The organism is Gillisella terrae (assembly GCF_004801395.1).
In the GTDB taxonomy this organism is placed as follows: Bacteria; Pseudomonadota; Alphaproteobacteria; order Rhizobiales; family Rhizobiaceae; genus Allorhizobium; species Allorhizobium terrae.
Genome location: NZ_SSOA01000003.1, coordinates 67,954 through 90,539 on the forward strand (window position 1 = coordinate 67,954; position 22,586 = coordinate 90,539).

Consider the following 22,586-nt stretch of genomic DNA (forward strand, 5'->3'; position numbering starts at 1 on the left):
ATGCTCTACAGCGCCTCTCACCATATATGGCGCACAAAGGCTCAAAGTAACACATTTAATTTGCTGCATAATTTTCTCCTTAAATCGATTCCGATTTAAGGAATTATGCAGTAGGGGTTTGCTTGGTATCGCAAAAGGCTCATAAATGTGTGCATCCCGCAGTCGGCTGGTGATCATGGTGATTGCACGGCTTGCAGATGAAAAAATAGTCAATGCTTGACTGATGTGAAATGGAGATGGGATAATCCCATAATATTTAGGGGGCATTCTTGTTTTCAAATCGGGCTTTGATTCTATTGGCACAATAAAACCTCAGTATTGTATAGAAAAACATGAGACGATGATAATGATATGCTCGAAAGTTTCATCCCTGAAATTGTGGGGGGCATTTTATATTGTATGGGGTTTGCTTGTCTCATCCGGCCTGGCGCATGCGGATGGCGCTGTGAAAATGCAAAAAATGCCGGTTTTGTTTGATGCCCATGAGCGGCTGGCAAAGCCGGATCTTTCGGTGTTGCTGCGGTTGAGGTTTCTGACAACGGTGGATTTTCCACCCTTCAGTTTTTTGGATCAAACGGGCCATCTGACGGGTTTCAACATCGATTTGATCCGCGAAGTCTGCAAGGAGCTGGGTGTCGAGGCCAAATGCGAGGTGCAGGCCATTCCGTTTTCGGATATTGAGATTGCACTATTGAGCAAACATGCCGATGCGGCTGTTGCTGGTCTGGCGGTGACAAAAAGCATTCGCGCCGATTTTGCCTTCTCGCGTCCGTATCTGATGTTGCCAGCACGCTTTGTTGTTCGGCGTGAAGAAAGCGGCGTGAAAAAGTCTGTGAATGATCTTGATGGCACATCCGTAGGCGTTGTGAGCGGCACGGCCCATGCGGCGATGCTGAAAGCGTTTTTCCCGGCCATCAAGCCTGAAGGCTTTGCCGATCAGGCCGCATTGATGCAGGCATTAACGCAAGGCAAAGTCCAGACTGTGTTTGGTGATGGGCTGCAATTGTCTTTCTGGCTGGCCGCCCAATCGGCAAATCACTCGAGTGGCCAAACGAGTGAAAAGCCAGCCAAGCCGTGTTGTGAATTTCTCGGTGGACCATTTTTATCCCAGCGCTATTTGGGCGAGGGCATGTCCATCATGGTGCGCAAGGAAGACGGCTTTTTGGCGGCCGCCTTCGATTATGCGCTTGCAGCACTGGCGCGCAAAGGACGTATGGATGAGCTGTCGCGTCGCTATTTCGCATCCGGCCTCTATTGAGGCTGCTTTTTAAGCTTTGCGGTGCCGCGCGATGGCCCTTTACGCTTTACGGTGTCGCGCGATGGCTCTTTATGCTTTGCGGTGTCGCGCGATGGCGCTGCGCTCAATGGCGGCGCAGGTGAGTTTATCCAAATTGAAGCGATCCCGCAGCAATTGCAAAAAGCGGATTTCTTCGGGGCGCACCGTGAGGTCCACGGCCGCAACCTCTACAGCCAAAGCATAAGCCGTATCATAAAGCCGCTCCGGCAGAGCATCGCGAATGGTTTCCAGCGCAATTTCCATGCCCTCCGGCCCCGCCACCAAGGCAGCACAGCGCGACGCAACGGTGATCAGGTTTTCAGCTGGAAAGTCTTCAAACACCGGTGCCTGTTCGACAAGATGCCCGATACGCTCCATTTCCTGATCGTTCATGGCATTGTCCACAGCAGAGACCATAACCATGGCGAAGATGAGAGCGTCGTGAACAGTTACCGTGGTGGTCATTGCGAGACTTTTCCTGTTGATGTTGTCTTGCAATAATGGAGATTGCCGAAAGCTGTTTCAAGAGCCGACAAGGCAAGATCGTTCCCTATACAGCTCTGCGCACCATATATGGCACCACAGTACACGACGCATAGGTTTTACCGTATAGCTCACCCCCCTCTGCCCTGCCGGGCATCTCCCCCACAAGGAGGGAGATCGACAAAAAGCAACCCTATTGCTCAACAGCATACGTCCTATGTGTTGGAAATCAGGATTTCATTGTGAGAAACGAGCGGGAACGCCTATCCGATCTCCCTCCTTTTGGGGGAGATCGCTGGCAAGCCAGAGGGGGGTAAACGGCACATAAAGGCCTTTGTGTCGTGTACTGTGATATGGCCCACAAAAGCTGCTGTAACACTTTTAATCTGCTGCATAATTCTCTCCTTAAATCGATTCCGATGGAAGGAAGTATGCAGCAAATGGAATAGACATCGCTGTGGCAAATATTCCTATTGGCTCACCCAGATAATACGGGCAATCCAGTCGATGTCGCTGGTCTCCAATGTGCGGTTGGCATGATCAGGATTGATGGAAATCAAATCCACGGTGCGGGCATTCTGCCGCCCAAGAATTTTCGCCATCACCTCACCATCCAGGGTTTTGACCACCACGCGGTCGCCGCGGCGCACTTGTGCTCCCGGCTCAACAATCAGCACATCGCCATCGCGATAAAGCGGCTTCATGCTGTCGCCTTGCACTTCCAGCGCATAGAGGCCGGTTTTGGATTTGGGCGATGCGGGAAAATCCACCAGATCCCATCCGTGACCTGCGGGAAAGCCGCCGTCATCAAAAAAGCCGCCAGCACCCGCCTGCGCAAAGCCCAGCAATGGAATGGAGCTGATCTGCGGCGGAAAATCGCCCTCGGGCAGCATGGTGTCGGCGTTATCCTCATCGAACAAGGCCGCAAATGTACCAAGGCTCGAGCTGGTGGCATCCAGAACTTTGGCAATGGACTCGGTCGAGGGCCAGCGCATCCGCCCGTCAGGGCCAATGCGCTTCGATTTGTTGAAAGACGTTGGGTCAAGGCCTGCGCGCCGGGCAAGCCCGGATGGCGTCAAGTGGTTTTGCTCGGCAAGCCGATCAATTGCACTCCAGATTGTTTCGTGTGAAAGCATATCCAGCTAAACCCCGGCATTCATCAACAGCCGTCAAAAACGGTTTCACCCACGGCTTATATATCGGACATATGGGGCGAAGAGTAAAGATGCAGAAGGAATAAAATCCTTATTTTCAGCCCATTTTATCGAAATAAAGGCGTTTTTTCCGCAATGGGCATTTCCCCATGGAACTGCTGCCTACCGCGCCGCGCGCCATTGATGGCGCACGGCGCTGTAATATTTGCTGCATAAGTCTTTAAGCCGATTCCGTTTAAAGACTTATGTCATAGATCACCGCGCTGTGGCGCAATCAGGCCACCATGCTCATGTTGAGCCTGCCAAGCTGAATGACGGCTTGTGTGCGGCTATCGACCTTCAATTTCAGCAGAATGGCAGAGACATGTGCTTTTATGGTCGCCTCAGACACGCTGAGTGCGTAGGCGATCTGCTTGTTCAAAAGCCCTTCGCACAGCATGCCCAGAACGCGGTTTTGCTGAGGTGTCAGCGTTTTCAGCCGGGCCATCAGATCGGCCAGTTCGGCATCCTGCTCAAGGCCGCTGTCATCGGCGATCGGACTGGCAATGTCGCCATTCAGCACGGTCTGTATAGAGCCACGAATGTCCTCGATGCCCGCAGATTTGGAGATAAAGCCAGAGGCACCCAGTTCCAGCGCGCGGCGAATGGTGGTGGCATCATCGGTGGCGGAGCAGATGATGATGGGCAGGCTGCAAAATTCTGCACGAAGCGCCATCAGGCCGGAAAAACCACTGATGCCTGGCATGGCCAGATCCAGCAACATCACATCTGTATCAGGATGGCTGATGGCGGCATTGCGCGCCTCGTCAAACGTGCCAGCCTCGATAATATGCTGCGTACCCTCCATGCCGCTGACGGCCTGCCGTAAGGCTCCGCGAAACAAGGGGTGGTCATCTGCAATGATGATTGTCTGTTCTGCCATCGGTTGCCCCCTCCCAAGAGCGTTTATCGATCAGTGTGACCGCAGTTTGGATCTGCGGTATGATTGTCTGGATCAATGCGGATTTAAACTGTGAAGCCGTGACACGTTTTTTTGGTGATACTGCCTATGCTTAACCCGGCCGATCATTGCACAATCCAGCTGATAATGCATTTTAGCGCCAAGCGCGTTGAGAAACAATGCTCTCTTTGGCGAGGATTGCACTTCGTCAAGATTGCGGCCCCTGATTGATAGCAATTTCCAGAAGGATCGTGCCATGGCACCAACAGTGTATAAGATTGTCCCCGCGCAATTGTGGTTGGAGACGCAAAGCAAGGGCCAATTTTCTGGTGCGCCGATTGATGTAGCAGATGGCTTTATTCATTTCTCCACGGCTGCTCAGGCCAAAGAGACTGCACGACTGCATTTTTCCGGCCAGAATGATTTGCTGCTGGTGGCGGTTGATGGGGCAAGCCTCGGAGACGCCCTGGTCTTTGAGCCATCACGCAATGGCGATCTTTTTCCGCATCTTTACGGCTCCTTGCCGCTCTCAAGTGTTTTATGGCAAAAGCCACTGCCCGTGGGTCAGGATGGCCTGCACGTGTTTCCAGAGGATATGCTATGATCAACCCTTTCAAGCATTTTGCCCGGCCCGGTCTGTTTCTGTTCGACGCAGAGACTGCGCATGGCCTCTCCATTGCCGGGTTGAAATCCAGCCTGATGCCCAAATGCCGCCTGAAGGATGATCCGCGTCTGGCGCAGACGGTGGCAGGTATCCGCTTTCCCAATCCGCTCGGCATGGCAGCAGGCTATGATAAAAATGCCGAAGTGCCGGATGAGTTGCTTGGTCTCGGCTTTGGGTTTGCCGAAGTGGGCACCGTGACACCAAAGCCGCAGGGCGGCAATGCCAAGCCGCGCATTTTCCGGCTGGTCAATGACGAGGGCGTCATCAACCGTTTGGGCTTTAACAATGCAGGTCATGCTGCCGCTTTAGTGCGCTTGAAGGCGCGCAGCGGCAAGTCCGGTGTGGTTGGGGTCAATATTGGTGCCAATAAAGACGCGACGGATCGCGTTGCGGACTATGTCGCCGGTATCCGCAGTTTTTATGCGGTCGCCAGCTATTTCACCGCCAATATTTCCTCGCCCAATACGCCGGGTCTTCGCGATCTGCAAGCCAAGGACAGTCTGGCAGACTTGCTGGATGCCGTGCTGAGCGCGCGCAATGATGAAGCGCAAAAGGCAGGCCGCCGCGTGCCGGTTTTCTTGAAAATCGCCCCGGATCTGACGGAAGAAGGCATGGATGACATTGCCGAGGTGGTGCTGGCCCGTGATCTTGATGGATTGATTGTCTCCAACACCACATTGGCCCGCGATGGTTTGAAAGAAACCCGTCTTGCCAATGAAGCAGGTGGCCTTTCCGGCAAACCGTTGTTTGCCAAGTCCACGGCGGTACTGGCCGGTATGCGTCACCGGGTGGGTAAGAGCCTGCCGCTGATTGGCGTGGGCGGGGTGTCGTCTGCCGAGACGGCGCTTGAAAAAATCCGTGCCGGTGCCGATCTGGTGCAGCTCTATTCCTGCATGATCTATGAAGGACCGGGATTGCCCGCCGAGATCGTCAAAGGCCTGTCAAACGTGCTGGATCAGCAAGGCCTATCGTCGCTGAGAGAACTTCGTGACAGCAAGGTTGATCACTGGCGTTCCTTAAAAGTCTAATCGGGAAAAGTCTGATTGGTTCTGGCCTTCAGACGGGTGAGCAAAAATACACCTCTGAAGGCCAGAAACAGATTGAGCGCCAGCCAAAGCCCGTGATTGCCAAGGCTTGGTACCAGCAGGGCCAAAGCGACAAGATAGCCGACAAAAGCCGCCAGCATCATATTGCGCATATCGCTGGACCAGGCGGCACCGATAAAAATACCATCCATTTGAAAGGCCAGGGCACCGGTCAGGGCGGTTATTGCTGCCCAGGGCAAAAACTGGCGGGCCATGTGTCGAACCTCTTCGGCGGTGGTCATGGCATCAATCAGGTGGCCACCAAACACCAGAAACACCAGCGTGGTGGCAATTGCAAAGCCACAAGACCAAAGGCCGGTGAGTTTCACTGCGGCATCAAAGCCCGGACGATACATGGCCCCCACGGCGCGGCCGGTAATCTGCTCGGCGGCATTGGCAATGCCATCGAGATAAAAACTGGCAATCATGAAAAAATTCATCAAAACGGCATTGGCGGCCAGCGTGGTTGCGCCAAAACTGGCTCCGATGCGGGTGAGTAACGTAAAGGCCGCCAGCAGCACAAAGCTGCGGATCAGAATGTCACGGTTGAGAGAAAACAAGGCCGAGAGCTTGGCGCGGTCGAACAATTCCGCCCATGTCGGCATCTGCGCCTTGCTCATGCGGGCGATGATAATCATCACCCCTGCCAGGGCGGCGCAGGCTTCACCAGCAACAGCACCATAGGCAACACCGGCCACGCCCCAGCCATAATGCAGGCCCAGCAGAATCGACAGGGTGATGTTGACGCCGTTGAGCAAGATTTGCAGGCCAAGGCCGATGGAGCCTTTGCCACGCCCCAGCACAAAGCCCATGATGGTAAAATTGGCCAGCGTCAGCGGCCCCGCCAGAATGCGAATGGAGAAATAGATGGCCGTTACCTCGGCCACGCGCCCTTCTGCTCCCATCATCGCCAGTCCACCGCGCAACAACAGCGGCGACAGCAGCAAAATGACCAGCCCAATGCTGACGGAAAGGATCATGGAGCGACACAGCACCGCCACCTGTTCGCGCGGGTCTTCGCGCCCATAGGCTTGCGCCACCAAGGCGGTTGTGGATGCCCGCAAAAAATTGAGGCTGGAGAACAGCAGGTCAAACAGCACAGCGCCAATGGCCAGACCCGCGAGTGCTGCCGCCTCACCGGTACGGCCAATGACGGCGGTGTCGGTGATGCCCAGCAAAGGCGTGGTGATATAGCCCAGCGTCATGGGCAGGGCGATGGCCAGCACGCTTTTATGCGTGACTGTGAAGGCTCTGCTATGCGGGAAGGTCTGTGTCATCGAAGGCTCCATCAGGGCAGGCGGTCCTCACCCTGAAAGCCTTTTTACCCGATTCTCAGCTGAATGCCATTGCGGATCGGAATGCCGGAAGATGGGCCGACATCCGGGCGTGGCGTGCCGGAGAGCACCATGGCCCAATAGGGCTTGTTGCCGCGCGATGGAATGCGCGCAACCGCCACACCAAGACCATGATAAGGCCCCAGCATGTTTTCCAGATGGTGCTTGGAGTTGATCCAAGCCTGCATGGCCGCTTCATCGGTCTGTTGCAGCATGGCAATGTTTTCGGCGGCGGGCAGCTGCACATTGCTGGCCCGCATGCGGGCCCCAAAGCTGTCGCCCATGCCCATCAGATGCGCCATTTTTTCGGCCTGCGCCATGCGATTGGCCTGAAACATCGCAGCCTTGGTGGCCGCTGCATCGGCCACCAGTGCGGGCTTTCCATTCTTGGCGCGCAGCGCATTGATCATCGGCAGAAAGGCGGCTGTTTCATCCGATATGTTGGAGGGGGCCGCAGGCTTGATGGGTGCTGTTGCGCAGCCTGCCAGCGTGGCCGTGAGGCCAAGGCCTGCGAGAGCGACAAACTGCCGGCGGCTTCTGGCAAAATTCAAGGTGTTTTCAAAGGACATGTTATTTCCGAAGATCAATGAGGCGCAGGATGATGAAAACAGGAATGACAATGCTGGCTCCCAGCAAAAGGTAATCGCCAACACGTCCCAGGGCTGAGAAGCCCTTGTGCCAGATGTCGAAGAAAAACCGTCTGATGCTCTCGATAATATCGGTCGGATAAATATCAAACATATGCATGACAAAGCCGACAATCACCGACACAACGATGAGCTTGACGATGGTGCGCGCAATAGAGTCGCCCAAAAATCTGTTTACGCCGTCTGCCATGGGTGTCTCCCGTTTTGCCGTCTCATAGACTCACATAAGCACAGGCCTCACATAAGCATAGGATTGTGGCGGCGCAAGCACGCGAAGGTGGGTAACTGCGGCGTTGCGAAAATAGCGCTTGCGTTTTTAAACGGTTGCGCCATTGCTCGCGCAGATATTCCTCCATTCGTTTGATGCCCTATGCACCCCATTCAGATGCCTTCCGGTAACGCTGTGGCTGACCGCCGCGCCGATTATGCACGTATGCTTTTTGAGGGTGGCGACTGTTCTGCCGCTGCCGAGTTGATGGAACAAGCGCTGGAGCTTGCGCCGCAATGGGTGGCAGGCTGGTTTTTGTTGGGGGAGTATCGCGTCAAAGCGGGGAATACCCTTGGCGGGGCGGATGCCTATCGGCAGGTGCTGGCGCTTGATCCCGAGGATCTCTTTGCTGCCAGCCTGAAGCTGGCGCTGATGGGGGCCGACGAGATACCGGCACAACCGCCCAGCCGCTATGTGGAAGCGCTGTTTGATCATTATGCCAACCGGTTTGAAACCTCACTTGTGCAAAAGCTCGACTATCGCGTGCCGCAAAAACTGGTGGCGATGCTGGCGGAAAACCTTGGCGAGGACATGCGCTTTCACCATGCCGTCGATCTGGGCTGTGGCACCGGCCTGATGGGCGTCGAGTTGAAGCCCTTTGTGAGCGTGCTCGAAGGCTATGATCTGTCCAGCGGCATGCTGGCGAAGGCGGCGGAAAAGAACATCTATGACCATCTGACAGAGGCGGATTTGTCGCTCAATACTGATACTTGCGGGTTGTTTTCGGGTGGCAAGACGCGGGCCCGTGCTGATCTGATCAGCGCTGCGGATGTTTTTATCTATCTTGGTGCCTTGTCTGGTGCCTTTTCGCTTTCCGCAGAACTGGCGGCCCCCGGCGGCTATTTTGCCTTTTCCTGCGAAAAATCGGAGGAAAAGGATGGTTTTTCGCTGGCCGATTCCCTGCGCTTTCAGCACAGCCACAGCTATGTCGAACAAGAACTTGCGCAAACCGGATTTGACGTGCTGCAAAGCCGCCCCACCACCATTCGCATGGATGGCGGAAAACCCGTCCCCGGCTTTCTGTTTATTGCGAGAAAAGCCCTGTAACGGATGGAATCTTGCGAAATCTTCGATAGGTCAGTTTTGCTGACCTATCCCTCTTGAAAGCCCGGTAATTTCAGGCATCCTTAGGGGATATTCACTCCGATGAGGGCAGGCCGATGGCATTGATGAACAACATGTTGGGCATCTGGAACAACAATCCTGCCCGCCACAGCCGCGCCGAAGATGTGCAGGGCATTCTCTGCGGCACGATTATTGCCGCCCTTGGCCTTTATTTCATCTCCACCATCGGTCTGGTCACCAGCGGCATCGCGGGCCTCGCCTTTGTGGTGCATTACTGGACCGGCTGGAATTTCGGCCTGCTGTTTTTTCTGTTCAATATGCCGTTTTATATTCTGTCGATGAAGCGCGTCGGCTGGGATTTTACCCTCAAAACCTTTCTCTCTGTCGCTTTGACCTCTGTGCTTGTTGACGTTCAAAGCCGCTTTCTTTCTATATCCTCGATCAACCCCATCTGGGGTGCCGTGCTGGGCGGCGTGCTGCTGGGCTTTGGCCTGCTTGCTCTCTATCGCCACCGCGCCAGCCTCGGCGGCATCGGCATTCTGGCCGTGTTTATTCAGGACCGTTTCGGCATTCAGGCCGGCCTTGTCCAGCTCGCCTTTGACGTGCTGGTCATGGCGCTGGCCTTTACCGTGGTCAGCCCTTGGGTGGTCGGCTGCTCGATCATCGGTGCCGTGGTGCTGAACCTGTTTGTGCTGATCAACCACCGCTCGGATCGCTATATTGCGCTTCGGTGATAAGGCTTTTTGCCTTGACCTCATTTGCTCAATATTGTGAATGCTCTCCTCAGATTGCGAGATCGGGTCGGAGGGGTTGCAATGCGCATGAAGACATTCCTGATTGCTTCTGTTTTCAGCTTGGCTGCTCATTGGGCGCATAGTGCCGGTTTGAAATCCTTCGATATTCCCGCAGATGCGCACAGTCCCGCGCTGAAAGCCGTGGAATGGTCGCCCTGTGCTGCGCCGGATGGCGAGATCAAGGCTGGTCCCTTTCTTCTCCCCGGTGTTCGAAATTGTCCGATTGATGGCGAAAAACGGCCACTGATTGTGATTTCCCATGGCTTTGGCGGCACCAATCTTAGCCATCATGACACGGCTGAAGCTCTGGCAAATGCCGGATTTGTTGTTGTGGCGATGAATCACCCCGACGATACCGCTGCAAACGAAGAGAGAGAGCATAATCTCAAGGCCTTGATCAGTCGCCCAACGGACGTGAAACGGGTCATTGATTTTATGCTCGGCTCATCCCCGGATGCAGGCAAAATTGATCCCAAATCTATTGGCTTTTTCGGGTTTTCACGCGGCGGATACACCGGGCTTGTTCTGGCAGGGGCTACCCCGGATTTTCAAGCTTTGCGCTCCCATTGCCAAGATAAGACTGGTGCGACCTGCACTCCCGTGAGCCAGAATGCCTTGCCGAAGGGCACTTTGCAGCATGATCAGCGGATCAAGGCATTTGTGATTGCTGATCCGCTGAGCAGTGTTTTTTCCGCGCCCGGCAGCGTGAAGAATGTCACAGCACCCATTCAGTTGTGGGGCTCTCAATATGGCGGAGATGGCGTATCTCCTGAAAACCTTCAGACTGTTGCGCATAACCTGCCGGTAAAGCCCGATTTTCATGTCGTGCCAAACTCTGAACATTTTGCATTTTTGACCGTCTGCCCGGCAGAACTGGTCAAAATCCTGCCAGAGCTATGCATCGATCGGCCGGGTTTTGATCGCGCTGCCTTTCATCAGGACTTGAACAAGCAGGTGGTGACATTCTTTAAAACGCATTTGTAAAGGTCGCAGGGCTACGGACTGTCTATCAAAGCAGTTGCAAAAAAAAGGACCGGCGTTTCCGCCAGTCCTTATCATTTTGATGGCAATCCGTTTCCTCAAGCCGCTGTCTTCACCGCACCATAGGGATCAAACCGCCCATAGAAGGTCTCACCCTTCTGCGCCATTTCTTTCAACAGTGGCGTTGGGGCAAAATGCGGACCATAGTCCTTGGCGAGCTTTTCGCACAGCTCAACAAAGGTTTTCACACCCATGCCGTCGATGTAGGAGAGCGTGCCGCCCGTGTAAGGCGCGAAACCGAAGCCGAGGATGGAGCCGACATCGGCTTCACGCGGATCGGTGACAATGCCTTCTTCCATGGTGCGGGCTGCTTCCAGCGCAATTGTTACCAGCAGGCGTTGCTTGAGCACGGTGACATCCACATCGGCTGGCTTTTTCTGCGCATAGAGGTCTTTCAGGCCCGGCCACAGCGATTTTTTCAATGGCTTGGCAGGGTAATCATAGAAGCCCTTGCCGTTTTTGCGGCCACGGCGGTCCAGTTCATCCACCATCTTGTTGATCAGGCTCATATGCTCAGGCACAACCGCGTCTGCACCCAGATCGGCGATTGAGGCCTTCATGATCTTTTGCGAGAGGTCCACCGCCACTTCGTCATTCAGCGATAGCGGGCCAACCGGCATGCCTGCCATTTTCGCGGCATTTTCAATCATCACCGCAGGCACGCCTTCAATCAGCATGTCATAGGCTTCGTTGATGTAGCGGAAGACGCAGCGGTTGACGAAGAAGCCACGGGTGTCATTCACGACAATTGGCGTCTTCTTGATCATCGAGACATAATCCAGCGCCACAGCCAGCGCCTTGTCACCGGTCTGCTCGCCCAAAATCACTTCCGTCAGCATCATCTTTTCAACCGGCGAGAAGAAATGCACGCCGATGAAATCGACCGGACGCTTGGAGTTTTTGGCAAGGCCGGTGATCGGCAGGGTCGAGGTGTTGGAGGCGAAAATCGCGCCTTCTGGCAACACGGCCTCAACCTTTTCAATCACCGCCTTTTTCACGTCGCGGTCTTCAAATACCGCTTCGATCACCAGATCAGCGTCAGACAGCGTGTTATAGTCTTCGGTCGGGGTGATCAGCGAAAGCAGCTTTTCACCGGCTTCCTTGGTCATCTTGCCCTTGCCGACGGCACCCGCAACGAGATTTTCCGCAACGGCTTTGCCCTTGTTGGCGGCTTCCATGTCACGATCAATCAGCACCACGGCAAGGCCAGCCGCTGCGGTCACATAGGCAATCGATGCGCCCATGAAGCCCGCGCCAACCACGCCGACTTTCTTGATATCGCTCTTGGGCTGACCGGCTGGGCGGCGCGCACCCTTGCCAAGCTCTTGTAGCGAAATGAACAGCGAGCGGATCATCGAAAAGGCTTCGGTGGTCTGTACGATTTGAGTGAAATAGCGCTGTTCAATGCGAAGGCCGGTGTCAAACGGCACTTGCAGACCTTCATACACGCATTTCAAAATTGCCAGTGCTGCGGGATAGTTTCCTGCGGTTTCACGGCGCAAAATGGCAGGGGCGGCTGGCCAAAGCTGGGCTGAGGCCGGTGTCCAGATGCCGCCGCCGGGGGCTTTGAAGCCCTTTTCATCCCATGGAGCCACTGGCTTCAAACCATCCTTGATCATCTGCTTGGCAGCGGAGATCAACTGGTCCGGCTCCACCACCTGATGCACGAGGTTCATGGCCTTGGCGCGCTGGGGCGTCAGGGTCTGGCCCGTGGTCATCATTTGCAGGGCGTCTTGCGCATTGGTCAGCCGCGAAACGCGCTGGGTGCCGCCAGCACCGGGGAAAATGCCGACCTTGACTTCAGGCAGGGCCAGTTTCACCGATTTGGCGTTGGAGGCCACACGGCCATGGCAGGCAAGCGACAGCTCAAACGCGCCGCCCATGCAGGTGCCGTTGATAGCCGATACCCATGGCTTGCCATTGGTCTCGATCTTGCGCCACAGCCAGCTCATGCGGCCAGCGGCATCAAACAGCTTTTGCACGGCGTTCGCCGGGTCTTTGACCTTTTCCTCATGCAGCATGGAGAACATGCCCTTGATCATGGTCAGGTCAGCGCCGCCAGAGAAAGACGATTTGCCAGAGGTGAAGACCACACCCTTCACGGCTTCATCGGCAACGGTGGCATCCACAATCGCTTCAATCTCGTCCATCACCTCAACGGTGAACACATTCATGCTCTTGTCGGGCATATTCCATGTCACAAGGGCAATGCCGTCTGCATCGGTCTCAACGGTGAAATTCTTATAGGTCATTGTCATCCCTCCCGAAGGATTTTTTGATCGTGGTTTCTTGCGGAAAACCGGTTCCCACTTTTCCTGAAACCACTCAGACGCGTTCGATTACAGTTGCCGTGCCCATGCCTGCACCAATACAGAGCGTGACCAGTGCGGTGTTGAGATCGCGCCGCTCCAGCTCATCCAGCACGGTGCCGAGAATCATCGCACCCGTGGCCCCCAGCGGATGGCCCATGGCAATCGCGCCGCCGTTGACGTTCATGACATCATGCGACACATCAAAATGCTGCATGAAGCGTAAAACGACAGCGGCAAAGGCTTCGTTCAGCTCAAACAGATCAATATCGGCCAAACTCATGCCGGTTTTCTTCAAGAGCTTTTCCGTCACATCCACCGGGCCGGTCAGCATCAAGGCCGGATCAGAGCCGATATTGGCAAAGGCGCGAATGCGCGCCCGTGGCTTCAGCCCCATGCTCTCGCCGCCAGCTTTGGAGCCCAGCAGCACAACGCCGGAGCCATCGACAATGCCGGAGGAATTGCCCGCATGGTGAACGTAATTGATCTTCTCGATTTCCGGATGTGCCTGAATGCCCACGGCTTCAAAGCCGCCCATTTCACCGGGCATCTGGAAAGACGGGTTGAGGCCCGCCAGTGACTGCATATCTGTGCCGGGGCGCATATGTTCATCATGAGCCAGAATGGTCAGACCGTTCTGATCTTTCACAGGCACCACGGATTTATCGAAATAACCGCTCTTCCACGCATGGGCGGCGCGCTTTTGGCTTTCCACCGCATAGGCATCCACGTCATCACGCGAGAAGCCATATTTTGTGGCAATCAGATCGGCAGACACGCCCTGCGGCATGAAATAGGCCGGGAAGTTGACGGATGGGTCCATGAACCACGCACCGCCTGACATGCCAAGCCCAACGCGCGACATGCTTTCCACACCACCGGCAATGACAATATCATCGGCTCCAGCGGCAATCTTGCCAGCGGCATAATTCACGGCATCAAGGCCGGAGGCGCAAAACCGCGAGATCTGAATGCCGGGAGCGGTTGTCGAGTAACCTGCCTCAAAGGCCGCAGCCTTGGGGATCACCGCGCCAGCATCCATCACAGGATCAACGCAACCCATGATGATGTCATCGACGGTGGATGTGTCGAGACCGTTGCGGTCGCGGATGGCTTCCAGTGCCTTGGCGGCGAGGCGCACCGATGGCACTTCGTGCAGCGCGCCATCCTTTTTGCCGCGGCCGCGCGGAGTGCGCACATGGTCGTAAACAAATACGTCAGTCATTGTCTCTCTCCCTGGTGCATCGATCCAAACGAAAGATTCATCTGAGTTTGGAAAAATCGATGCATAAACAAAAAACGAGTGCACTAGAGCATGAACGAAGTGAATGCGTCAGTGCACTAGAGCGCAAAGCTCCTGAATTTTGCAAATTGCCTCTCCCCGACAATGGGGAGGCCAAATTCAATCAAAACGCAGCGGCATCCATGGCCATCAGGCTGTCTGCGCCCGCTTCAATGCGGGTCTTGCGAAGCGCGGTTTCCGGCATGATTTTTTCCATGAAGAAGCGACCCGTCAACAGCTTATTGTTGTAGTAATCCGCATCGCTCGTGCCAGCGTCCAGCGCCTCATGGGCGGCCTTGGCCATCTTGGCCCACATGTAACCCAGTACCACCAGACCGAAGAGATGCATGTAATCGGTCGAGCCAGCGCCAGCGTTGTCGGGCTTGGCCATGGCGTTTTGCATAAACCACATGGTTGCGCCCTGAACGTCGTTCAAGCCTTTCTTGAGCTGCTTGGTGAAGAAAGACAGCTTTTCATCACCGCGGTTTTCTTCGCAGAAAGCGCCGATTTCATTAAACAGTGCCATCACGGCGCGGCCACCGTTGAGGCCCAGCTTGCGGCCGACCAGATCGAGCGCCTGAATGCCGTTGGCCCCTTCATAGATCATCGCAATGCGGGCATCGCGCACATATTGGCTCATGCCCCATTCTTCAATATAGCCATGGCCGCCGTACACCTGCTGTGCCATCACCGCATGGTCAAAGCCCTTGTCGGTCAACACACCCTTCAGGATCGGGGTCATCAGGCCGAGGATGTCATCGGCATTCTGCTTTTCCGCAGCATCCGTTGCACGGTGAGCAATGTCGGATTTCAGCGCGGTCCATAGCGTAAAGGCGCGGCCAGCCTCGTTAAAGGCCTTGATGGTCATCAGCGAGCGGCGAATATCGGGATGCACGATGATCGGATCGGCCTTTTTATCCGGCGCTTTGGCACCCGACAGGCTGCGGCCCTGAATGCGCTCATTGGCATAGGCGACGGCGTTCTGATAGGCCACTTCGGCAATCGACAGACCTTGCAGGCCAACGCCCAGACGCGCCTCGTTCATCATCACAAACATGGCCGAAAGGCCCTTGTTTTCCGCGCCAATCAGATAGCCGGTGGCTTCATCATAATTCATAACACAGGTGGCATTGCCGTGAATGCCCATCTTGTGCTCGATGGCACCGCAGGACACGCCATTGCGCTCCCCAAGGCTCCCATCGTCATTGACGATGATTTTCGGCACGATGAACAGCGAAATGCCCTTGGTGCCTTCTGGAGCACCCTCGATACGGGCCAGAACCAGATGGATGATATTGTCGGTCATCCCATGCTCGCCCGCCGAGATGAAGATTTTCTGGCCGGAGATTTTGTAAGTGCCATCGCCATTGGGCACGGCTTTGGTGCGCAAAAGGCCAAGGTCGGTGCCGCAATGAGGTTCGGTGAGGTTCATGGTGCCAGACCACACGCCTTCGACCATTTTCGGCAGGTATGTCTGCTTTTGGGCGTCAGAGCCATGCACCAGAATGGCAGCAATGGCCCCTTGGGTCAGGCCCGGATACATCATCAAGGCCATATTGGCCGATGACATATATTCGCCAACGGCGGCATGAAGCGTGTAGGGCAGGCCCTGGCCGCCAAATTCTGCGGGCACCGCAAGGCCACTCCAGCCGCCTTCGCAATAGGCGTCATAGGCCTGTTTGAACCCCTTGGGCACGGTGACGGAGCCATCGTCATGGCGGGTGCAGCCTTCCTGATCGCCAGACAGGTTCAGCGGAAAAAGCTGTTCTTCCGCAAGCTTGGCCGCTTCGCCCAAAATGGCTTCAATCATATCAGGCGTTGCGTCTTCAAAACCGGGCAGGTTGTTGTAGCGCTCAAGCCCCAGAACGTTGTTGAGAATGAAGAGCGTATCTGCGACCGGTGCCTTGTAAGCTGGCATGTCAATGTCCTCCGACGGTTTGGGCCGCATTCCTCCGCAGCCAATCTCTACCCTATAAAATATTGACGTGCGCGTAAACGTCAATACGCAAAAATGTGAATGTGATCTTGGAGTTTGATCCTGGCTGCCGCCGTTATCGTTGAATTTCACCGACTGCTTGAGAAAGGTTAAAAAATAGCAGTCATTCTTAACGACTTGTTTACCACGTTTCGTCGATTCTAGGGGCTAGTGATTTGCGCTGACCTCATGGGGATGAATATTGTCTCTGACCCAAGTTTAAACATGGTCATCGCGTGTAGATCGGTCAACCGGCCAAACGTGAAGCGAGCTTGAAATATGAACGGACAGCGGTCTCTTCCTTCCCGCCAAGTGGGACATTCATCGCTTGATGCCTTGAGCCGCACAATCGAGGGGCTGGAGGCGCGCATCGAAGGGCTGATGGGCGGTTTGCCCAAAAGCCCACAGAGCAGAAGCCGTGCCACCAAAAGCGCTGAGGTGGCAGAAACACGCATGCCTCAGGCCCGTCCTGCGGAGCGGAGCACTGTTGCAGATCGCCCAGATCGCCCAGATCGTATTGACCCTCTTGCCGAGATTCGCGAACGCCAGCGTGCGCTCGAAGCGGCCCGTCCGCATCGGGCGGATGCGTTTCGTGATAGCAGTGCTTCGATCAAAAATACGCCTGTGAGTGTTGAACCTGCTCGCAAAACCCGTCCCTTGCCAGCCGCGCACGTTTCGAAATCAGAGCCGCATTCAGAGCCATTCGCGCCCGATTTTTACGAAGCGCTTTCCAGTCTGCGTGCCGATATTCGTCTGGATATCAGCGAGAGCCTTGCTGGCGAAATCGGTGCCTTGCGGGCAGAGATTGCTGAAATTCGAAAATTGGCAGAAGAAAGCCAAAATGCCGAGGCCTTGCGCGACGATGTTTCGCGCATGGCGGAAAGCATTGAGCGCATTGGTCAGGCACCAACGACGGAAGCGCAGGGCCTACGCGCTGACTTTGAAGAGCTGCGGTCCTTGATGGATGGTCTGGTGCGCAGTGATAGCGTGCGGGCGATGGAAGAACGCTGGACCGCGCTGGAAGCGCGGCTTGAAACCATTGACCCAGAGCGTATTCAGCAGGATCTTCTGTCGCTGGCCTATCGGCTGGATGAGATCAAGCAGCAGCTTGGCTCGATCGGCGATGCGCGCTCCGTGCGGTTGCTGGAAGGCAAGCTGATTGCCATTGCCAAGGCGCTGGAAAATATCGGCGCGCATCTCGAGCCTAACAGTGAGGCGATTGTCGAGCAATTCTCCCAGCTGGATCGGCGCCTCGATGAAATCTCTCGCGCGGTTGCCGCCACGGGCCGTAGCAATGCACCTGCTACCGATCCACGTTTGGTGGAAAGGCTGGAAGATCGTATCAACACCATTGCCCGGCATCTGGAAGTGATTTCAGAGCAGACGGCAGATTTTGGCCGCGAGAGCGAGCTTGCGCAGCGTATTGAAGCGCTCTCCTTGCGCATCGAAGATCTGGCCAATCTGGAAACCACCCGCCGTCTGGAAGAGCGGTTGATTGAGCTGACCGAGATGCTGGATCGCTCGCAGAGCGAAAACCTGCAACCGGAATTGACCGGTTATCTGTCGGATATTTCGCGCAAGATCGATGCACTTGATCACGCATCGCTGAGCGATCATCTGGCAGAGCAGATTGCGCTGATTGGCCGTCGCATCGACGACATGGAACTGCCAGCCCCGGCTGTGGATGAAGCCCTGCTGAAAAGTCTGGATGACCGGCTCTATTCTATCGCAGCACGCCTTGATGAAACCGTTGCGGCCCCTCAAGTCGATCATGCCGGGATTGCCGGATTGGAGCAACAGATTGCCGATCTCTCAGCCCTGATCAGCGCATCACCCGTGGCAGACAGCGCCAATAGTGAGCGCATGGAAGGGCGCATGGCCGCTCTTGAAGACTATCTTGCCACCAGCGATGAATATATCGTCGAAGCAGCGAGGCAGGCTGCCGAAGCGGTGATGGATAATTACGCCCGCCAAAGCCCGGCACTCATGGCTGGCTCTGCACCCGACCAGACCGCAGAAACACTTGCGACGCTGGCCGATCACTTGCGCAATCTGGAAGAAATCAGCCGTGGCGGCGAAGAGCGCAGCCACCGCACGGTTGAGGCTTTGCATCAGACACTGGTGCAGATTGCCGAGAAACTTGACCAGATGGATCGCCGCGCCACAGCAGGTGCCAATGCTCCCTTTGCGGCTGCACCTGCGCGGGATGAGCGGGCTGAAGCATCAAGGCAAAAAGATGCATCGCCGGTGCAGGTTGCTCACCGCGAAATCGAGGCGGCTTTTCAGGCACCCACTCAAAATGCTGCATCGGTTCTTCAGGTGGAGAGCCCTCATGATGGGGGGCGTGATGATGTGGGTGTTGCCGAGGCCCGTCTTGATGCGACCCACCTCGACGTGGCACCGGCACGGCCCAGCCTGCTTGCCGGTCTTGGGCAGCGTTTGAAAGCGAAAAGCAAAAAACAGGCGTTGAGCGAATCGGTCAGCATTCCGCCTGAGCCTGCTTCGGAACATGTGCAGCACGGCCGTCAGGTGATGGAGACATCGCCCTCTATCGATCCCGCCGATGATCTTCTGCCGGAGGAGGCCAATGAATTGCTTGAGCCCGGCTCTGGCAAGCCGGATGTGCGCAAAATTCTGGAAAAAGTCCGTGCCCGTCAAGGCAATGGTGCCGCGAACAGTGAGCTGAAATCGGCTCCCGCGGCGGCGGCTGGTGATGAGCGCATGGATTTCATCGCGGCGGCGCGCCGTGCCGCACAGGCGGCTGTGAACGAGACAGATCGCGGTTCGCGCGCTCAAAAACTATCGATGGCGGAAGAAGTCACCAACGGCTCCACTTTTTCGCGCTACCGTCGACCGATCCTGATGGCGGTTGGCGCTTTGTTGTTGGCGGCCCTTGCTTTGCCTTTGGTAAAGGGGCTTAGCTCCAACACCACAACGGCACCGACGCCTGCGCCCGCACCGGCAGTGATGAACGCGCCAGCATCGACCCCAAGCGCACCCGCAAGCACCCCCTCAAGCATTTTGGCAAGTGCGCCTGAGGCAGAGAGCGCCGGTGACAGCAAATCGCTAGCCCCGACCGGCCCTGCCAATATGCAGGCCTCACCGATCGATGGGGGGCAGCAGCTTTCGCCGCTCTCGCCTGCCACCACCGTTGCACCAGCCTCGCAGGCCGGCTTTGCCGCACCTGTGACAACCCCGGAGCAGACCTCAAGCAAGCCCGCTTTTGATGTGCCTGCCGAGATCACCCCGGCCTCGCTGGTGTCTGCTGCGGAAGCGGGCGATGCGGCGGCTTTGTTCGAGATCGGTTCACGCTATGTTGAGGCGCGTGGCGTACCGGCTGATTTTTCCAAGGCGGCTGTGTGGTTTCAGCGCGCCGCCGATCAGGGTTCTGCCCCCGCGCGCTATCGATTGGCTGGGCTTTATGAAAAAGGCACCGGTGTGCCGCGTGATGTGGCCAAGGCCAAGGGGCTTTATTTGCTGGCCGCCGCCGCTGGAAACGCCAGCGCCATGCACAATCTCGCCGTCATGTATGCCTCTGGCACGGACGGCAAAGCCGATATGCAGGAAGCGGCCAAGTGGTTTATCAAAGCCGCCAATCTGGGCGTGACCGATAGCCAGTTCAATCTGGCTGTTTTGTATGCGCGCGGCACCGGCGTAAAGCAGGATCTGGCCGAGTCCTACAAGTGGTTTGCCATTGCTGCCCGCGATGGCGACAAGGATGCAGGGCAAAAGCGCGACGAAGTGGCCAAGGCCATGACGCCAGAGGCGCTGGAAAATGCGAAAGCCGCTGTGCAGCAATGGCAAGCTGCCCCGCTTGATAACGACGCAAACACCGTGAACATCCCCGATGCCTGGCAGGGCAAGGGCCTCACCACGGGCAGCGTTGATATGGAAAAGGCCATCCGCAACATCCAGGCCATTCTGAACAAGAATGGTTTTGACGCTGGTGAACCGGACGGCAAGCTCGGCGCACGCACGGTGTCGGCCATCAAGGCCTTTCAGACATCGGTTGGGCTTGAGCCGTCGGGCAAAGTGTCCAATGCCTTGGTGAAAGCGCTCCTGGCCAAAAACGCCTGACGCCCTAAAGGCAAAAAGCGTTTGCCTTGCAGACAAACGAAATAGTCATACAATCAGTCTAATCTCGGATTTGGTGGGGATATCTCTTCACCAAATTCTCTTTTTTGCGCCTCTTCCTAAATTCACCGTGATTGTTGGGATATTGGGGTAAAAGACGTTGTAACACTTTTAATCTGCTGCATAATTTTCGCCTTAAATCCACTCCGATTTAAGGAATTATGCAGTAAACCATAGAAGGACTGTGACCGTTTGCCTGACATGTTCTGCCCTCCATCACGATGATTAGATGGCGGGGAGGGGGCCAAGGGCAGAAGATGAAAGACAGGTTTTGCTCATGCGATGAGGTTCGTATGGCGTGAGACAACATGGTTTCACACACGGCAGCGGGATTTCGCATTTCGGGGACGATCGTGACACTTTATCTGCCCATCGCAGAATTGTCGGTGAATATTTTCATCATCTTCGGCATGGGCGCAGCCGTTGGCTTCCTGTCTGGCATGTTTGGTGTGGGCGGTGGCTTTTTGATCACGCCGCTTTTGATTTTCTACAACATTCCGCCCATCGTTGCCGTTGCCACGGGTGCCAATCAGGTGGTTGCCTCCTCCATTTCGGGTGCCATGAGCCATTTTCGCCGTGGCTCTCTGGATTTGAAACTGGGCTGTGTGCTGCTGGTCGGTGGTCTGTTCGGTGCCTCGCTTGGCATGTGGCTGTTCGTGCTCTTGCGCAAGCTGGGCCAGATCGATCTGTTTATTTCGCTGATGTATGTGCTGCTGCTGGGCTCCATTGGCTCGCTGATGCTTTGGGAAAGTGTGCGGGCGCTGCGGCGTTCGGCCCGCAATGAGCCAGCACCGGCCCGCCGTCCCGGCCAGCACAATTGGGTGCACCGGCTGCCGTTTAAAATGCGCTTCAAGAAGTCGAAAATCTATCTCAGCGCCATTCCGGTGTTGGGCCTTGGTTTTTGCATTGGCGTGTTGACCCCGATGGGCATTGGTGGCGGCTTTATTCTTGTGCCAGCCATGATTTATCTTTTGCGCATTCCCACCAATGTGGTGGTCGGGACATCGCTTTTTCAAATCATTTTCGTCAGCGCCTTCACCACCATTGCCCAGGCCACAGCCAATACCTCGGTCGATATTGTTTTGGCCTTCATGCTGATGATTGCAGGGGTGATTGGTGCGCAATATGGCGTGCGGGTTGGACAAAAGCTTCGCGGCGAACAGTTGCGCGCTTTGCTTGGGTTGCTGGTTCTTGCGGTGGGGATTCGTCTGGCCATCGAGCTGGTCGTGACGCCTGCGGATGCCTATTCGATCGTGGTGGGGGCAGGGCGATGATGGTCATGCGCTATGCTTCGCTTGTTGCGGCTGTCTTGCTATGTCTTGCAGGTTCGGCCCATGCCCAGATTCCATTTCTGACGCCAGACGCAACCGGCAAGGAAACGCTGGAAATTGGCACGTCCACCAATGAGATCGCCATTGCCTCCGATTTTCGCGGGGCCGACCTCACCGTGTTTGGCGCGCTGAATACAGTCGATCAATTGCTGTTGGCCATTGGTCAATATGATGTGGTTGTCACGCTGGAAGGCCCGCGCGAAAATGCAACCGTGCGCCGCAAGGAAAGGCTGCTCGGCATCTGGGTCAATCGCCAGTCCATGACGTTTGAGAGCATGCCAACCTCCTATTCGGTGGCCAGCACCCGACCGGTTGATGAAATTGCCTCGCGCCAGATGCTGAACCAGCTGGGTATCGGCGTCGATTACCTGCCACTTTCGCCGCTGGGCTATTTCAACGGCAATATCAATATTGGTGATTTCCGCGCCGCCTATCGCCGCTTGCAGCGCGGCAGCGGTCTGTATCAGGATGAAAATGCCGGCGTGCGGTTTGTCAGCACCAACCTGTTTCGTGCGAGCCTACGCCTGCCTGCCAATATTCCGGACGGCGTGCATGTGGTGCACGCTTATCTGTTTAAAAGCGGCGAATTTCTCACCCAAAAGGAATTGCGCCTGCGGGTGGTGAAAACCGGTCTGGAACAGGCAATTACCGACGCCGCTCACAACCAGCCTTTTGCCTATGGTGTTTTTGCGGTGTTGATTGCCGCCATCACCGGCTGGGGTGCCAGCATGGTCTTTCGCAAGGATTGACATCTGTGCAGACGGCGTAGCGGCATCATTCATGCTCCGGGGGCATCGAAGCGGA

At 55.9% G+C, this 22,586-nt stretch carries 18 protein-coding genes; 9 read left to right on the top strand and 9 right to left on the bottom strand.

Features of this window, described 5'->3' with window-relative positions:
• Positions 1–346 precede the first annotated feature (346 nt).
• A complete protein-coding gene (locus E6C51_RS07555) occupies positions 347–1,258 on the top strand; it encodes a transporter substrate-binding domain-containing protein (RefSeq protein WP_146932058.1) in 912 nt (303 codons plus the stop codon).
• 69 nt (positions 1,259–1,327) lie between these two features.
• On the opposite strand, the gene E6C51_RS07560 is transcribed toward E6C51_RS07555, so the two are convergent.
• From E6C51_RS07560 to E6C51_RS07570, 3 genes are all read right to left on the bottom strand, one after another.
• A complete protein-coding gene (locus E6C51_RS07560) occupies positions 1,328–1,741 on the bottom strand; it encodes a tellurite resistance TerB family protein (protein ID WP_146932056.1) in 414 nt (137 codons plus the stop codon).
• Positions 1,742–2,229: 488 nt separating this feature from the next.
• Complete coding sequence (locus E6C51_RS07565; RefSeq protein ID WP_146932054.1) at positions 2,230–2,895, bottom strand: S24 family peptidase; 666 nt, start codon at positions 2,893–2,895, stop codon at positions 2,230–2,232.
• Between the two features lie 292 nt (positions 2,896–3,187).
• Entirely contained in the window at positions 3,188–3,835 is a 648-nt protein-coding gene (locus E6C51_RS07570) for a response regulator (RefSeq protein WP_146932052.1), read from the bottom strand.
• 274 nt (positions 3,836–4,109) lie between these two features.
• Between E6C51_RS07570 and E6C51_RS07575 the strand changes: the two genes are divergently transcribed.
• Positions 4,110–4,457 (top strand): DUF952 domain-containing protein, encoded by a 348-nt coding sequence (locus tag E6C51_RS07575; protein WP_146932050.1) that lies wholly within the window; start codon positions 4,110–4,112, stop codon positions 4,455–4,457.
• On the top strand, positions 4,454–5,545 hold the full coding sequence (locus E6C51_RS07580; RefSeq protein ID WP_190235543.1) for a quinone-dependent dihydroorotate dehydrogenase: 1,092 nt from the start codon (positions 4,454–4,456) through the stop codon (positions 5,543–5,545). Before E6C51_RS07575 ends, E6C51_RS07580 begins: the two co-directional genes overlap by 4 nt.
• On the opposite strand, the gene E6C51_RS07585 is transcribed toward E6C51_RS07580, so the two are convergent.
• Genes E6C51_RS07585 through E6C51_RS07595 form a run of 3 tightly spaced genes read right to left on the bottom strand, consistent with a single transcriptional unit; the run spans position 5,542 to position 7,773 of the window.
• Positions 5,542–6,879: an MATE family efflux transporter gene (locus E6C51_RS07585; protein ID WP_190235544.1), complete on the bottom strand. Its 1,338-nt coding sequence runs from the start codon at positions 6,877–6,879 to the stop codon at positions 5,542–5,544. The two genes, E6C51_RS07580 and E6C51_RS07585, sit on opposite strands and share 4 nt — an antisense overlap.
• Before the next feature lie 44 nt (positions 6,880–6,923).
• A complete protein-coding gene (locus E6C51_RS07590) occupies positions 6,924–7,505 on the bottom strand; it encodes a CAP domain-containing protein (protein WP_190235545.1) in 582 nt (193 codons plus the stop codon).
• A gap of 1 nt (position 7,506) precedes the next feature.
• Complete coding sequence (locus E6C51_RS07595) at positions 7,507–7,773, bottom strand: DUF6460 domain-containing protein (protein ID WP_146932042.1); 267 nt, start codon at positions 7,771–7,773, stop codon at positions 7,507–7,509.
• Positions 7,774–7,953: 180 nt separating this feature from the next.
• Here E6C51_RS07595 and E6C51_RS07600 point away from each other — a divergent pair, with 180 nt between their 5' ends.
• The 3 genes from E6C51_RS07600 to E6C51_RS07610 all read left to right on the top strand — a co-directional run bounded on the left by E6C51_RS07600 (position 7,954) and on the right by E6C51_RS07610 (position 10,694).
• Positions 7,954–8,898, top strand: coding sequence for a methyltransferase domain-containing protein (locus tag E6C51_RS07600; protein ID WP_190235546.1), 945 nt, complete (start codon positions 7,954–7,956; stop codon positions 8,896–8,898).
• A 113-nt stretch (positions 8,899–9,011) separates the two neighbouring features.
• Positions 9,012–9,650 carry a YitT family protein gene (locus E6C51_RS07605; RefSeq protein WP_146932037.1) on the top strand — a complete coding sequence of 213 codons (639 nt, stop codon included), beginning with the start codon at positions 9,012–9,014 and terminating at the stop codon, positions 9,648–9,650.
• Between the two features lie 81 nt (positions 9,651–9,731).
• Positions 9,732–10,694 (top strand): alpha/beta hydrolase family protein, encoded by a 963-nt coding sequence (locus tag E6C51_RS07610; protein ID WP_210234989.1) that lies wholly within the window; start codon positions 9,732–9,734, stop codon positions 10,692–10,694.
• A 95-nt stretch (positions 10,695–10,789) separates the two neighbouring features.
• On the opposite strand, the gene E6C51_RS07615 is transcribed toward E6C51_RS07610, so the two are convergent.
• From E6C51_RS07615 to E6C51_RS07625, 3 genes are all read right to left on the bottom strand, one after another.
• Positions 10,790–13,003, bottom strand: coding sequence for a 3-hydroxyacyl-CoA dehydrogenase NAD-binding domain-containing protein (locus E6C51_RS07615; protein ID WP_190235547.1), 2,214 nt, complete (start codon positions 13,001–13,003; stop codon positions 10,790–10,792).
• 73 nt (positions 13,004–13,076) lie between these two features.
• Complete coding sequence (locus E6C51_RS07620; protein WP_190235548.1) at positions 13,077–14,285, bottom strand: acetyl-CoA C-acetyltransferase; 1,209 nt, start codon at positions 14,283–14,285, stop codon at positions 13,077–13,079.
• 181 nt (positions 14,286–14,466) lie between these two features.
• A complete protein-coding gene (locus E6C51_RS07625; protein ID WP_190235549.1) occupies positions 14,467–16,260 on the bottom strand; it encodes an acyl-CoA dehydrogenase C-terminal domain-containing protein in 1,794 nt (597 codons plus the stop codon).
• A gap of 336 nt (positions 16,261–16,596) precedes the next feature.
• Here E6C51_RS07625 and E6C51_RS07630 point away from each other — a divergent pair, with 336 nt between their 5' ends.
• From E6C51_RS07630 to E6C51_RS07640, 3 genes are all read left to right on the top strand, one after another.
• Complete coding sequence (locus E6C51_RS07630) at positions 16,597–20,394, top strand: peptidoglycan-binding protein (RefSeq protein WP_190235550.1); 3,798 nt, start codon at positions 16,597–16,599, stop codon at positions 20,392–20,394.
• Positions 20,395–20,804: 410 nt separating this feature from the next.
• Positions 20,805–21,725, top strand: a complete 921-nt coding sequence (locus E6C51_RS07635; protein WP_190235551.1) for a sulfite exporter TauE/SafE family protein — start codon at positions 20,805–20,807, stop codon at positions 21,723–21,725.
• A 5-nt stretch (positions 21,726–21,730) separates the two neighbouring features.
• Entirely contained in the window at positions 21,731–22,531 is an 801-nt protein-coding gene (locus tag E6C51_RS07640; RefSeq protein WP_146932733.1) for a TIGR02186 family protein, read from the top strand.
• The last annotated feature ends 55 nt before the right edge of the window (positions 22,532–22,586 follow it).